Annotated in this window: 12 protein-coding genes; 5 read left to right on the forward strand and 7 right to left on the reverse strand. The window is 69.8% G+C overall.

Annotation, left to right across the window (positions count from 1 at the left end; genetic code table 11):
* The first annotated feature begins 50 nt into the window (after nt 1–50).
* Entirely contained in the window at nt 51–677 is a 627-nt protein-coding gene (locus H4W30_RS25250; protein WP_192745129.1) for an alpha-ketoglutarate-dependent dioxygenase AlkB, read from the forward strand.
* A gap of 3 nt (nt 678–680) precedes the next feature.
* Here the strand turns inward: H4W30_RS25250 and H4W30_RS25255 are convergent, their stop codons facing one another.
* Nucleotides 681–1,955 (reverse strand): cytochrome P450, encoded by a 1,275-nt coding sequence (locus H4W30_RS25255; RefSeq protein ID WP_192745130.1) that lies wholly within the window; start codon nt 1,953–1,955, stop codon nt 681–683.
* Between the two features lie 256 nt (nt 1,956–2,211).
* On the opposite strand from H4W30_RS25255, the gene H4W30_RS25260 reads away from it, so the two are divergent.
* Nucleotides 2,212–5,337, forward strand: coding sequence for an ATP-binding protein (locus H4W30_RS25260; protein ID WP_192745131.1), 3,126 nt, complete (start codon nt 2,212–2,214; stop codon nt 5,335–5,337).
* Between the two features lie 65 nt (nt 5,338–5,402).
* On the opposite strand, the gene H4W30_RS25265 is transcribed toward H4W30_RS25260, so the two are convergent.
* The 5 genes from H4W30_RS25265 to H4W30_RS25285 all read right to left on the reverse strand — a co-directional run bounded on the left by H4W30_RS25265 (nt 5,403) and on the right by H4W30_RS25285 (nt 10,326).
* A complete protein-coding gene (locus H4W30_RS25265; RefSeq protein ID WP_126735834.1) occupies nt 5,403–6,254 on the reverse strand; it encodes an ABC transporter permease in 852 nt (283 codons plus the stop codon).
* 88 nt (nt 6,255–6,342) lie between these two features.
* On the reverse strand, nt 6,343–7,323 hold the full coding sequence (locus tag H4W30_RS25270; protein WP_192745132.1) for an ATP-binding cassette domain-containing protein: 981 nt from the start codon (nt 7,321–7,323) through the stop codon (nt 6,343–6,345).
* Nucleotides 7,324–7,346: 23 nt separating this feature from the next.
* Nucleotides 7,347–7,919 (reverse strand): NADPH-dependent FMN reductase, encoded by a 573-nt coding sequence (locus H4W30_RS25275; RefSeq protein WP_192745133.1) that lies wholly within the window; start codon nt 7,917–7,919, stop codon nt 7,347–7,349.
* Nucleotides 7,920–8,020: 101 nt separating this feature from the next.
* A complete protein-coding gene (locus H4W30_RS25280; protein WP_192745134.1) occupies nt 8,021–8,920 on the reverse strand; it encodes an ROK family protein in 900 nt (299 codons plus the stop codon).
* Complete coding sequence (locus H4W30_RS25285; RefSeq protein ID WP_192745135.1) at nt 8,917–10,326, reverse strand: APC family permease; 1,410 nt, start codon at nt 10,324–10,326, stop codon at nt 8,917–8,919. Before H4W30_RS25285 ends, H4W30_RS25280 begins: the two co-directional genes overlap by 4 nt.
* 216 nt (nt 10,327–10,542) lie before the next feature.
* Here H4W30_RS25285 and H4W30_RS25290 point away from each other — a divergent pair, with 216 nt between their 5' ends.
* Both H4W30_RS25290 and H4W30_RS25295 read left to right on the forward strand, forming a co-directional pair.
* Nucleotides 10,543–11,019, forward strand: coding sequence for a hypothetical protein (locus H4W30_RS25290; protein WP_192745136.1), 477 nt, complete (start codon nt 10,543–10,545; stop codon nt 11,017–11,019).
* Nucleotides 11,016–11,939: a hypothetical protein gene (locus H4W30_RS25295; protein ID WP_192745137.1), complete on the forward strand. Its 924-nt coding sequence runs from the start codon at nt 11,016–11,018 to the stop codon at nt 11,937–11,939. The genes H4W30_RS25290 and H4W30_RS25295 overlap by 4 nt, the downstream gene beginning before the upstream one ends.
* A 6-nt stretch (nt 11,940–11,945) precedes the next feature.
* Here H4W30_RS25295 and H4W30_RS25300 read toward each other — a convergent pair whose 3' ends face one another.
* A complete protein-coding gene (locus tag H4W30_RS25300; RefSeq protein ID WP_318780668.1) occupies nt 11,946–12,779 on the reverse strand; it encodes an alpha/beta hydrolase family protein in 834 nt (277 codons plus the stop codon).
* A gap of 184 nt (nt 12,780–12,963) precedes the next feature.
* Here H4W30_RS25300 and H4W30_RS25305 point away from each other — a divergent pair, with 184 nt between their 5' ends.
* Nucleotides 12,964–14,043 (forward strand): J domain-containing protein, encoded by a 1,080-nt coding sequence (locus tag H4W30_RS25305; RefSeq protein ID WP_192745139.1) that lies wholly within the window; start codon nt 12,964–12,966, stop codon nt 14,041–14,043.
* Nucleotides 14,044–14,098 lie beyond the last annotated feature (55 nt).

Consider the following 14,098-nt stretch of genomic DNA (forward strand, 5'->3'; position numbering starts at 1 on the left):
CTCGAACACCCGTTCGACAAATCAGCGGAACGGGGGTAGATTCGGTTGCCATGACCCCCGCGCTTCAAGCCTCGCTCTTCGACGAGTGCGCCGCGCTCGGGCTGGGCTCACTCGACGGGCTCCGGCGCACCGAGCTGACCCGTGGCGCCTGGATCGACGTGCTGCCGGGCTGGCTCTCCGGCGCCGACGAGCTGTTCACCCGGCTCGCCGAAGACGTGCCATGGCACGCCGAAAGACGGCAGATGTACGACCGCGTCGTCGCCGTCCCCCGGCTGCTCAGTTACTACCGCGAAGGCATGCCGCTCCCCCACCCGATCCTCACCGAGGCGAGGGAGACGCTCTCCGCGCACTACGCGGACGAGCTCGGCGAGCCGTTCGTGACGTCCGGCTTGTGCTTCTACCGGGACGGGCGCGACAGCGTCGCCTGGCACGGCGACGACACCGGCCGGTCCCGCACCGAGGACACCATGGTGGCGATCATCTCGGTCGGCGCAGCCCGCCAGCTGGCCCTGCGGCCGCGTGGCGGGGGCGAGACCGTCCGGCACGCCCTCGGCCACGGCGACCTGATCGTCATGGGCGGCAGCTGCCAGCGGACCTGGGAACACGCCGTCCCCAAGACCGCCAGACCGGTCGGGCCGAGGATCAGCATCCAGTTCCGCCCGAGAGGAGTCGCCTGAGGATCAGTCCAGCAGCACCGGCAACGCGTCGACGCCGTAGACGATCGAGACCTTCCGGAAGCCGACCGCGTCCGGTTCGATCGCCAGCCGCATCTCGGGAAACCTGCGTACCAGCGCGGGATACGCGGTGCGCAGTTCCATCCTGGCCAGTTCGGCACCGATGCACCGGTGGATTCCCCAGCCGAAGGCGAGGTGCGAGGTCGGCTCGCGGGTCGCGTCGAACTTCTCCATGTCCTCGCCGAGGTCGCCGTCCCGGTTCGCGACGCTGAGCGAGACGAGCACGATGTCGCCCTTCGCGATCCGGACGCCCGCGACCTCCATGTCCTCCTTGGCGAACCGGGGGAACGCCATCTGCACGACGGTCAGGTAGCGCAGCAGTTCCTCGACGAACTTGTGGACCGCCTCGTCGTCGCCGCGGACGGTCTCGAACAGCGAGCGGTCCTTGAGCAGCACGAGCGCGCCGAGCGCGATCATGCTCGCCGTGGTCTCCAGCCCGCCGGTGAGCACGCCGTCTGCGAGGCCGGCGAGTTCACGGTCGTCGATCTCGTCGCCATGCTCCTTGATGAGCATGCCGAGCAGGCCGTCGCCCGGGTTCTCGCGCTGCTTCTTGACGATCTCGTCCAGATAGGACAGTGATTCGGTCATCGCTCCGAGCGACGCGCCCGCGCCGCCGAAGAGGTCGAACCGGGCGGTGCTCAGCCGCTGGAAATCGTCACGGTCCTCGTACGGGACGCCCAGCAGTTCGCAGATCGTCAGCGACGGGATCGGCAGCGCGAAGGCCTCCCAAAGGTCGACGGGACCGTCGGCCTTCGCCATCGCGTCGAGCTGGTCGGCGACGATCTCGTCGATCCGCGGCGCCAGCCGCGACAGCCGCCGCATGGTGAACTCCGGCGTGAGCAGTCGCCGCAGCCGGGTGTGCACCGGCGGATCGGCGAACCCGAGCCCGCCGGGGTTCTGGTCCTCGGTGACGCCCGCGTTCCCGACCAGGTTCGTGAAGTCGTTGCTGAACTCGCTCACCTTGCCGAGCACGGCCTTGGCCTCGTCGTAGCCGGTGACGAGCCAGCCGTTCATCCCGAACGGCAGGTCGAGTTTGCTGATCGGCTCCGTCGCGCGGATCCGGCCCAGCTCGGCCACCGGGTCGAGGCCGTCGCGCTTGAGCGGCAACAGCGCGTTGTCCGGGATGATCGACATCTTGGACAGGTCGAAACCGTTCTTCTGCTGACGCGCGAGGTAGCGCCGGCCGATCCAAGCCAGCACGCGCGAGCGAATGCTCCCCATACTGCGCACCCTACTCCAGCCGCCGACCACCTGACCTGGCACAACAGGCCGCCTTCGCCCGACAGGGCAGGAATTTCGACGGCTGTTCACCCGCCGTCCCACTCGATTAGTCACGTCCAGAAAGTCGGTTTTCCCACGCCAGGGGTTCCCGGTGGCCGGGAGACGTCGGTCACCGTCGGTCACGGCGGACCAGGGGTAACGCCTGACATCGGGCGCGCGTCGTGAGATTGTCGGACCTTACTGGGAGGATTCGGACATGTCAGCCGCGCTCATCGGACGCGACCATCCCGCGGGGGTTCTCCGCGCGGAGATCGCCCGTGCCGCCGAAAGCCACGGCGGGCTGGTGCTGGTCACCGGCGAGGCCGGGATCGGCAAGACCACGCTCGTCACCGGCGCCGCCGACGAGGCGAAACGCCTCGGCGCCCTGGTGCTCAACGGATCCTGCTGGGATTCGGCGAGCGCACCGGGCTATTGGCCGTGGACGCAGGTGGTGCGCGGGTTGCGGCGCGCCGTCGGGCAGGGCCGCTGGGCCGCGATGGCCGACAGCGAATTGGACGTCCTGCTCGGTGAGGCGCGCGGCGACGGCGCGGCCGACGGGTTCCGGCTGTACGACGCGGTGACGAGCGTGCTGGTCGCCGCCTCCCAGGACCGGCCGATCGTGGTGGTGCTCGACGATCTGCACTGGGCCGACGCCGCGTCGCTGCGGTTGCTCGAATTCGCCGCGCAGCACACCTGGTTCGAGCGGCTGCTGCTGATCGGCACGTATCGCGACGTCGAGGTCGAGGCGACCGATCACCCGCTTCGCTCGCTCATGATGCCGCTGCTCACGAAGGCCACCTCGGTCACTCTCACTGGCCTCGAACCGGACGAGGTCGGCGCGCTCATGGCCAGGACGGCCGGCGCGGCACCCGACGACGCGCTGGTCGCCGAGGTCCACCGCCGCACCGGCGGCAACCCGTTCTTCGTCGAGCAGACGGCGCGGCTCTGGCACAGCGGGGGTTCCGCCGAGACCATCGCCCCCGGCGTGGCCGACGCCCTGCAGCGCCGGCTTTCGTTGCTCCCCCAGCCGGTCCTCGATCTGCTGACCACCGCGTCGGTACTCGGCAGGGAGTTCCACCGCCGCCTGCTCGCGGGCGTGGCGGCGGCACCCGTTCCCCAGGTCGACCGGCTGCTCGACCAGGCCGTCGCGGCACGACTCGTGGTGGTGCAAGGACAAGGACGCTTCGCCTTCGCCCACGACCTCGTCCGCGAAACGCTGTACGCGAGCATCTCCGAGTCGGACCGCCGGAAGCAGCACGCCGCCGTCGTCGCGGCCGTCCGCGAGACGCCGACGTCCCGGGACAGCCTCTTCCCCGCGGACCTGGCCCGCCACGCGCTGCTCGCCGGACGGGAACTCGATCCGGACGAGGCCATCGACCTGTTGCTGGCCGCCGCGATCGACGCCACCGGCCGGATGGCGATCGAGGAGACGACCACGCACTACCGGCGGGCGCTGGAGATCGCCGAGGACCGGCGGCGGCAGGCGGTCATCGCCCTCGAACTGGGCGCGCATCTGACCCGCCATCACGAATCGGACGAGGGCAGACAGGTCCTCGACGAGGTCTCCACGCTCATCCATGAGCTCGACGACGACGATCTCCTCGCCCGCCTGGCGCTGACCCTCGTCCGCGCCGATCACACGAGCGCCCGGGTCGACGAGACGGTCAAGGTGCTCACCGAAGCGCACGCGCGGCTTTGCGGCCGCGAGCCCGGGCAGGAGCTCACCGTCGCGGAGATGACGCAGGAGCTCTCCGCCCGCGTCATGATGACCGCCCGTGCCGACCAGGACGATTCCGCGCTGCTGTTCGGTTTGTGGGCCCGGCACGACGCGATCTGGGGGCCGGGCAGCGCCGCGGAGCGGGAACGGCTCACCGACGAACTGGTCGCCGTCGGCCGCCGCACGGCGAATCCGGAATTGGAGCACTACGCGGCGTCCTTCAAGTGGGTGGCGCAGCTCGAACAGGGCGAACCCCGGTATTTCGAGCAGTACCAGGAGTTTCTCGCGCTGGCGGCCACCGGCAGGGCGCCGAGTTCGCAGCTGGCGTCCCGGATCGATCAGAGCATCATCGCCACCCTCCAGGGCCGGTTCGCCGAAGCCGAGGCGTATATCCATCAGGTGGTCGCGTGCCACGGCGGCGACGAGCATCCCCATTTCGCCGACCTGCACCAGCTGCAGCGGTGGATCCGGTGGTGCCTGGAGGGGCGGTTCGACGATCTCGCCGGGCTGCATCGCGAGATCTCGCGCAGCGGATACGTCTACGGCCGGATGCTGGAGGCGATCACCGCGGCCCAGCGTGAGGACGTCGGGGAAGCCGTCCGGCTCACCGATCTCGCGGCCGATGTGAAGCCGTACCCTCGCGATCTGGAAGCGCTGTGGTTGCGCTGTCAGGCGCAGACGGCGGCGGTCTCCCGCGATCCCGAACGCTGCGAAGCGGCCCGCGCGCCGCTCGCGCCCTACAGCGGGGAGTGGCTGGTCTCCCTGTACGGCTGCGAGATCTCCGGCCCGGTCGACCTCTGGCTCGGCAGGCTCGACCTGGCGCAGGAACGCTGGAACGACGCGGTGGACCGGCTGCGCGGTGCCGCGCTCTCCGCGGATCGGCTCCGGGCGACGGTCTGGGCGACCGAGGCCAAGTCCTGGCTGGTGAAGGCGCTGCTCGGCCGGAACCTCGAAGGCGATGCGGCGGCCGCGGCCGCCCTCCTGGCCGAAGTGACCGAAGAAGCCACCGCGCTGGGCATGCGGCCGGTCGTGGCCAGGATGACGAAGGCGCGCGAGGAGACACGAGCCCAGGCGGCGCCGAGGGCGGAGTTCCGTCGCGACGATGCCGTGTGGACCCTGCACTTCGACGGTGCCACCGCCCACCTTCCGGACTCGAAAGGTTTGCGGGACCTGCATTTCCTGCTCGGCAGGCCGGGTTCGGAGGTGCCGGCCGTGCGGCTGCTCGATCCCGAAGGTGGCGAGGTGGTCGTCGCCGCGAAGAGCCTCGGCGGAGACGCCGTCCTCGACGACGAGGCGAAGGCCCGGTACCGCGCGCGGCTCGACGAACTGGACGAACTGATCGACACCGCGACCGGGACGGGCCAGGACGCGCGCGCCGCCGCGCTGGACCGTGAACGGGACGCGCTGCTCGCCGAGCTGCGGTCCGCGGCCGGGCTCGGCGGCCGCACCCGGCGGCTCGGTGACGAGGCGGAACGCGCCCGCAAGACGGTGACCGCCCGGATCCGGGACACCCTGCGCAAACTGGACGAGCAGCATCCGGCGCTGGCCGCGCACCTGCGCGCGGCGGTCACCACCGGTTCCTCGTGCCGATACGCGCCCGAAGACAAGGTCCCGTGGCGGCTGTGAGCGACCAGAGCCTCGTGAGTGGCTAGGACGGTTAGAACCGTCCTAGCCACTCACGAGGTTAGGGCTCACTTGCGGTTGTAGAGGCGCATCGTCAAGGTGCCGAAGATCGCGAGGATGACCGCGCCGGCGATCAGCACCCAGCTGATCTCGCCGCCGTCCCAGTTGCCGTCCATCATCGAGCGGACCGCCGCGACCACGTGGGTCACCGGGTTGACGTCGACGAAGGCCTGCAGCCAGCCCGGCATCGTCTCCGGATTGACGTAGATGTTGCTGAGGAAGGTCAGCGGGAACAGCACCATCATGCTGACCCCCATCACCGACTTCTCGCTGCGCAGCAGCAGGCCGAACATCGTCCAGATCCACGAGAACGCGAACGAGAACGCCAGCAGCAGGAGGATCGCTGCGGCCACGCCACCGAATCCGCCGGCGGGGCGGAAGCCCATGATCAGCCCGACGCCGAGGATCACCAGCGACGCGATGAGGTACCGCAGCATGTCGCCGAGCAGGTAGCCGACCATCGCCGACGGCCGCCAGATCGGCAGCGTGCGGAACCGGTCGAACACACCCTTCTCGATGTCGGTGTTCACCGAGATCCCGGTGTACATGGTGATCATCAGGATGCTGCTCGCCATGATGCCCGGCAGCAGGAACTGCAGGTACTGCGTCGGCGAACCGGACAGCGCGCCGCCGAACAGGTAGGTGAACATCAGCGTCATCATGATCGGGAACGCCGTGACGTCGAACAGCTGCTCGGGCACGTGCTTGATCTTCAGCATCGCGCGCCACCCGAAGGTGACCGAGGTCGACAGCGCGCTGGGGCGCTGAGGGCGGTTCTTCGCGATCAGGACGGCGGCGAGATCCTCCGCCTTCGGTGCCGCGAGAACGGGTTCGTTGTCTTTGACTGCCGTGGTGCTCAAGCTGATCTCTCCTCAGTACCGCGCTGGCGAGTTGGGTTGGTGCGCCTTTCGGCCGCCGGACGTACCGGTGGCGGACTTGATTCCGCGGTCAAGCCGCACTCTCCTCAGGCGTGGCGGTGCGGTCGGTCAGGGCCAGGAAGACCTCGTCGAGGCTCGGCTGGCCGAGGGAGAAGGTGTCGACGACGATGCCGGCGCGCGCGAGTTCGGACAGTGCGCGCGCGGCGTGCTCGGCGGCACCCTGTTCGGTGCTCTCGCCCGTGAGCCGCGCGGTGAGCGCGACGGGGTCCGGCTCCAGCAGCACCTGGGCGTCCAGGGCGCGGACGAGCAGCGCTTCGGCCTCGGCACGCTGGTCGGCCTCGCGCAGCCGGACGTGGACCGCGCCGGCCCCGACCGACGCCTTCAGCTGCCCCTTGGTGCCTTCGGCGATCACCTTGCCGTGGTCGATGACCGCGATCCGGGACGCCAGCTGGTCGGCCTCGTCGAGGTACTGCGTGGTCAGCAGGACCGTGGTGCCGTGCTTGACGATGGCGCGCACGATGTCCCAGACCTGGTTGCGGCTGCGGGGATCGAGCCCGGTCGTCGGCTCGTCGAGGAAGAGCACGTCCGGGGTGTTGAGGATGCTCGCGGCGATGTCGATCCGCCGCCGCATCCCGCCGGAATAGTTCTTCACCTGCCTGCCGGCGGCTTCGGTCAGGCCGAACGCCGCCAGCAGTTCCTCCGCCCGGGCGCGGGCCGCGGGTTTGCGGTGCCCGGTCAGCCTGCCGATCAGCACCAGGTTCTCGGTGCCGGTCAGGTCTTCGTCGACCGAGGCGTACTGCCCGGTCAGGCTCACCATGGACCGGACCGCGTCGGCGTCGCGGACGACGTCCTTGCCGAAGACGCGTGCTTCCCCGCCGTTGGGGCGGAGCAGGGTCGCGAGCATCTTCACCGCGGTGGTCTTGCCGGCGCCGTTCGGCCCCAGGACGCCGTACACGGTGCCGGCGGGGACCTGCAGGTCGATCCCGTCGACCGCCCGGTTGTCCCCGAACACCTTGACCAGCCCCGAGGCTTCGATGGCCAGTTCACTCATTTTCCGTTTCCTTTCAGAAGTATTCAGCAGACGTAGGGGCGAGCGGCGCGCGCTTCGCGCAGGGCGAGACCCCACCAGGCGAGCTCGTCGAGCAGGGTGGTCACGGCCTGTCCCTGCCCGTCGCTGTCGAACGGGGTGCCGTCGCGGGCGAAGGTGCCGTCGAGGAGGTTGAAGGCCACGGTGTCGCGCATGGTCACCGTGTGCAACTCGGTGAAGATCGTGCGCAGCTGCTCCACGGCGTAGAGCCCCTGCGAGCGGTAGCCGTAGGAGACGAAACCGACCGGCTTCGCGCGCCATTCGTCGTAGGCGCAGTCGATCGCCTGTTTGAGCGACGCCGGGAAACTGCGGTTGTACTCGGGCGTGACGACGATAAACGCCTCGGCCTCGTCGACCAGCCTCGCGAACCGCTTCATGTCGGACGTCGGATGCTCCGGCAGTCCCGCGGGCAGGTCGAAGTCGACCAGGTCGAGCACGTCGGTGACGAGGTCGTCCCGGTGTTCCGCCCGGCCGGTGAACCACTTGCCGACGGCCTCTCCCACCCGCCCCTCGCGGGTGCTCCCGATGATCACCGCGACCCGCAGTGGACTGGCGTCCATGACCGACCTCCTCTCGCTTCACCCCTTGGGCGCGAGAAAGCCGCCGGACATTCGCTAGATCGGATCTAGCGGGCGCCCGGCGGCTTCGGTCGGTGATCTCGCTAGGCGTCCAGCGCGATCGCGATCGCGCCCAGCAGCGACGCGTCCTGGTCGAATTTCGCCGACACCAGTTCCGGCGGGAACGGCACGGCCTGGGCGAGCCGCTCGCGCAGCGCGGGCAGCAGGATGTCGGCCGAGCGCACCAGTCCCCCGCCGACGGCGATGCGCTGCGGGTCGAGCGCGATGGCGAGGTTCGCGACGTGCATCGAGAGTTCGTCGAGTGCCGCGCCGACCAGTTCCTTGGCCTGCGCGTTCTCCCTGGCGAGGCCGAACAGTTCGCCCGCGGTCACCGGGCGGCCGAGCAGCGCACTCGCCCGGCCGCCCAGCCCACGCCCACCGACGGCTTCCTCCAGCGGCGCCGCTCCGCCGGCGAACCCGTCGGTGTCCTGCGGCGAGAGGAGGTTGTACCCGATCTCTCCCGCAGCGCCGTTGGCGCCGGCCAGCAGCCGGCCGCCGACCAGGACCGCCGCGGCGATCCCGGTCCCCAGCGAGAGGAACACCGCCGGATCGGTGTCCGCCAGCGCCCCCCATCGCCATTCCGCGAGCGCCGCCGCCTTGGCGTCGGTGCCCACCTCGATCGGCACCCCCTCGAACTCGGCGGCGACGAGGTCGCGCAGCCGCAGTTCCTCCCAGCCCGGCACGTTGGGCGCGAGCAGGATGCGGTCCTCCAGCACGATGCCGGGGCTGACCACGCCGATCGCGACGAGCCGGTCCGCGGCGCCTTCGTCGGCGAGCAGTTTCCGCGCCGCGGCGAGCGCGCGGCTCACCACCTGCCCGGCACCCGCTTGCGCGTCGGTGTCCAGCCGCCGGGTCACCAGCAGGCTCCCGGCCCGGTCGGCCAGCCCGATCGCGACCTTGGTGCCGCCGAAGTCGATCCCCAGGATCAGTTCTTCCCCCGTCACTTCCCGTTCCCCTCTGCCGCCCCCGCGAACGCTTCCTGAATCCCCTTTGGCCCGAACGGCCACACGCGCTCCGCCTTGGCGTAGGCGAAGAACGCCGCCACGCCGAGCGCGATCCAGCCCACCGAAAGCCCGATCGAGAGCCAGGTGGCGGAAAAGTAGATGTAGACCCACCCGAGCAGCGCGATCACCGTCGGGATCGGATAGAGCCATTGGCGGTACGGCCGGTGCAGTTCCGGGCGTCGCCGCCGCAGCACGACGATCGCCGCGACCTGCGCGAGCGACTGGACGATCACGAGCACCGTCACCGCCGCGTTGATCACCGCGGTCAGCGTGAAGAGCGAGCCGATCGCGGCGATGACACCCATCGTCAGCACCCCCGCGGTCGGCAGGTTCAGCTTCGGGTGCAGCTTCGCGAACACCGGCAGGAAAACCTTGTCGCGCGCCGCTTCGAACGGGACCCGCGAACCACCGAGCAGACCGGCGAACACCGAACCGATCGCGGCGATCACGATGAACACGGTGATGGCCTTGGCCGCGCCGGTACCCCACGCCTGTTCCAGCACGGTGGAGGCGACCGAAGTGGCGTTCTTCAGTTCCTCCAGCGGGATCGAGCCGAGCACCCCGAGCTGCAGCAGGAAGTACAGGCTCATGATGCCGAGGATCGAGAGGATGATCGACCGCGGCAGCGTCCGGCCCGGGTCGCGCACCTCGCCGCCGAGGTAGGCGCTGGTGTTGTAGCCGAGATAGTCGTAGATGGCGATGATCAGCCCGGCGCCGAGCCCCACCCAGAACGCGCCGCCGTCGAACGAGAACGCGCCCGGTGTGAAGGCGAACGCTTGCGCGCCATCGAAATGGGTGAAGGCCGCGACGATCACCGAGAGGGCGGCGAACAGCATGATCCCGAACAGGACGGTGGTCAGCTTCCCGATCTCGCCGATCTTGCGGAACAAAGCCAGCACGATCAGCGTGATGACGCCGAGGCCGATGACCTTGCGGAGCACCGTCGTGCCACCGTCGTCGGCGACCCCGGGGACCAGGTATCCGAGGTACTGGACGAGCCCGATGATGCCGGTGGACATGATCAGCGGGATGAACAGCACCGCGCTCCAGGCGAACAGGAACGGCATGAGCCTGCCGGTACGGGCGCCGAACGCCTCGCGCAGATAGACGTAGGTGCCGCCGGCGCCAGGGAGGGCGGCGCCGAGTTCGGCCCAGATCAGGCCGTCGGCCAGCGCGATGACCGCGCCGATGAGCCAGCCGAACATGGCCTGCGGGCCGCCTAGGGTCACCACCATCGCGGGGATGGTGACGAACGGGCCGATCCCGCACATCTGGGTCATGTTGATGGCGGTCGCCTGGAGCGGCCCGATCTTCCGCTCGAGCCCCGGCCGCGGGGATGAACTCAAAACGCGCCTCCTGTTAGTTAGTAAAGTTTCTTAACATAATTTCGGGCGTGTCGGAAGGCCGGTCCGCGAAGTTGTCGTGCTCCGGTCCACCGGGAATTGCCCGAAAGGGCGGATTCCCCGGGAATACGCCCGAACGGACCAAGCCGGGACGTATCAGGGAGCCCTCGTTCCGCGTCCTTATCGAGAAGGACGTCTTCCCCAGGGACGGTGAGGTCCATGAAACGGCTGTTCGGCACGGCACTGGTGATCGCCGCACTCGGGTTCGCGGCGGCCTGCGGAGGAGCGTCCACACCCCGCGACACGGCACCGGGGGATCTGACGACCGACAGCGGAGTCCCCACGGAGACGGCTCCGACGGCGTCTTCCGAAGTGGTCCCGACGAAGGACTCTCCTCCGCCCGGCGTCGTCCCCGGGAGCCCGATCAAGTACAACAGCGACCTGCTCGGCACCGACCCCGAGACCGCCAAACGCGCGATCGAGCAGAACCTCGAACGCCTCTGCGAAAGTTCCCGGCGGTGCGGGGTCACGGTCGTGATCGCGGACAAGGAGGCGGGGAACTGCATCCGGAGCATCGGCCCGAATCCGGTCCGTCCCGGCAAGAAGATCACGATCCAGGCCAGGACGTGCGAGACCGAAAGCTCGGCTCCGTCGAAGTCGGAAAGCGAGCAGCCGAGCGAAACCACCGGCGGATGACCATCCGGCGGCCACTACGGCGGGGGCTCCGCGCTCCCGCACCTCCGGAGCCCGAACCCGCGGCGGGACCGGCGCACGCGCTCAAGCTGGTCGGCGCGGTCCTGGCCAACACGACCCTGCTCACCGCGCTGCTCTACTACTTCGGGCTCGTCTACACGCAGACGTATTTCGCCTACTTCCGCGTGCACTACACCCTGCTCGGCCAGACGCCGGACGAGATCTTCGGGCGCGGCGTCGACGGGGTGCTCCTGCCCCTGACCGGCGTCGCGGGCGCCGCGCTGCTCTTCCTCGTCCTGACCAGGTTCCTGAAGATCCGCCTTGGCGAGGCTTCCTGGTCACGGCTGCTGCGGATCTGCTCCCCCGTCGCCGGCGTCCTCGGCCTCGCGCTGCTGGCCGGGTCGACCGCGATCGCGTTCGACCCGGAACCCCTTCGCGACCGTCCCGGTCTTCCAGGGGTTGGCTTCGCGCTCGGGGTCCTGATGGCGCTCTTCTCCTGGCGTCACTGGACCTCGCGCCGGACCGGAAGCACCCGGTCGAACGTCGCGGAACTGGTGACCGGGTACGCCCTGGTGAGCATCGGCCTCTTCTGGGCGGTCGGGGACTACTCGGGAGCCGTCGGCACGAGCCGCGCCTTCGAGGCGTCCGGGTTGATCCCGAGCAGACCGGCCGCGACGCTGTACAGCGCGGAAAGCCTCAACCTCACCGCGCACGGTGTCACGCAGGTGAAATGCGCCGACCCCGGATCGGCCTACAAGTACCGGTACACCGGGCTGAAACTGCTGCTCCAGTCCAGTGGCCAGTACGTCTTCCTGCCCTCGAACTGGCGGGCGTCGACCGGTGTCGCGTTCGTGATCCCCAAGACCGACAAGCTGCGCCTGGAATTCGGGCCGTCCCGGTCGGTGCCGCCACCGGCCTGCTGACGCACGTCAGCGCAGGTGGCGCTCCAGCCACTCGGTGACCGCTTCGTCGGCCAGCTTCGCGATCGGCAGCTGCGGCGCGGGATCGATGCCCGGGTCTTCGGCGAGCGGATGGGCGAGGCCGGGAAGCCTGCGCAACCGGACGTCGTCAGCCACGGAGTACTGGGCACGCAACGCGTCGACGAGTTCGTCGGCGTCCGCGCGGAACGTCGGGAAATCCTCTTCGCCGCTGACGACCAGCAGCGGAACCTGCGTGTCCCTGGCCGAGATTTCACCCGATCGTGCGACGAAGTCGAGCTGATCCGCCGCTTGATTCGCTTCGTCCGTCCACGAATAGGGCTGTTCCAGCATGGTTTCCACCACGCCGACCAGCGACCGCACCCGGACGGCGGGGTTGACCAGCGCGGCGGCCCGCACCGGGATCTCCCTCGTGGCAAGGATCGTGAGCGCCACGGCACCACCGAGGGAACCGCCGACGACGGCCATCCGCGAGGTGTCGAAGCCGAAGCGTTCCCGCAGCTCAGCCAGTGCCGCGGGGAATTCCAGCGCCGCCTGCCGGACGAACGGGTCGGCGTAGGCGAGCACCGCGTCCCGGACGGCCCGCTCCACCACCGCGTCCATGCTGCCGTCGACCATTCTCGCGCCGCACAACGGCATTCCGAGGTAGACCCGCCACGCGGGCACCCCGGCCAGCGGCAGCGCGGCCGCGAACGCCGCGTCGGTGCGGGGCGCGTCGATCATGTGCCAGGCGACGACCACCGGCGCGGGGCCGCTGACCTCGGCCGATGGCGGCAAAACGGTGAACGGCACCCCCGCCGCCGTACCCGTGACCGGTTCTCCCACCACTGTTCCCCCTCGCGTGCTGTCGATCTCCACGATATCCAGGACGCGGCGGAGGCGGACCTCGTTCCGCCACAAGCGAAACAGTATGCCCGCGGGGTCACCCCGACGCGCCGCGGAGGTGGTTGCGGGCGACCGGCGGCGGCCGAATAGTGTTGCGGCCCGGCCCTTTGGAGGTGAACCGCCCGTGCCCGATGTCGACTACTACGAGGTGCTCGGCGTGGGCAAGGCCGCCTCGGTCAACGAGATCAAGACCGCGTACCGGCGGCTGGCGAAGTCGCATCACCCGGACACCGGCGGATCCGCGCTCACCTTCCAACTGGTCCGCGAGGCCTACGACACGCTCAGCGACCCGATGCGGCGCGCCGGCTACGACGCGGGCGGCCGCTCGGTGCGCGTCCCGATCCGGCCGCGGCCGCGGCGTCGCTTCGGCGAAGAACCGGGCTACGAGCCCGACCCGGTCGTGATCGATCCGGACGACCTGGAATGGTGGGAATTCGCCGCGCAGGACGAGCGCGTGCGGCACGGGCGGCGGCGCGGCCCCGGCCACACCCCGGTGGTGGCGGCGGTCGGCGGGATGGTGCTGGTGCTGCTGCCGGTGCTGACCGGGGTCGGATTCTCGGCCCCCACGCTGATCGTCTGGCTGATCCTGACCGCCGGGACGGCCCTGCTCGTGCAACGGCTCGCGCGCGGCTATCTGGCGGCATCCCGCGCCAAGAACCGGTTCGCCGCCGAATTCGGCGGGAAACGCGTGTTCGGCACGCCCGGCGTCGAGACCGACGAACTCGCCGAACGGCTCACCGCCGACCTGCTCGAGCGCTACCTGACCCGGCTGCCCGGCGCCCGGATCTTCCACGGCCTCTCCTGGCCGGACTCGGTGTTCGCCGACGTCGACCACGCGGTGCTGTGCGGAAAGCGGCTCGTGCTCATCGAATCGAAGCTGTGGCTGCCCGGGCACTACGAAACCGATGACGACGACCGGTTGCTGCGCAACGGCCGCGCCTTCCGCGGCGGCGGGAGCAGGCTGGCCGAAAGCCTCGCCGAATACCGGCGGATCCTGCCGGGGGTCGCGCTGCGCGGGGCGATGATCGTGTACCCGAGCCGGACCGGGGAGATCACCACGGATCTCGAGGATCCCTCCCCCGCGCCGCCGATGACGCCGGAACAGTTCCTGCACGAGATCGGCGGATGGCTGGCGGCGGAGCCGTCCACTGTGGACTCGGCGACGATGCGCGTGGTGCGGGACCGGGTCGTCGGCACCGTCTGAGCGAAGCGGGCGGGGGCTCAGGCCCGCGGGTGTTGCGAAAGCCACTTTCGCAACG

The organism is Amycolatopsis roodepoortensis, from assembly GCF_014873915.1.
In the GTDB taxonomy this organism is placed as follows: domain Bacteria; phylum Actinomycetota; class Actinomycetes; order Mycobacteriales; family Pseudonocardiaceae; genus Amycolatopsis; species Amycolatopsis roodepoortensis.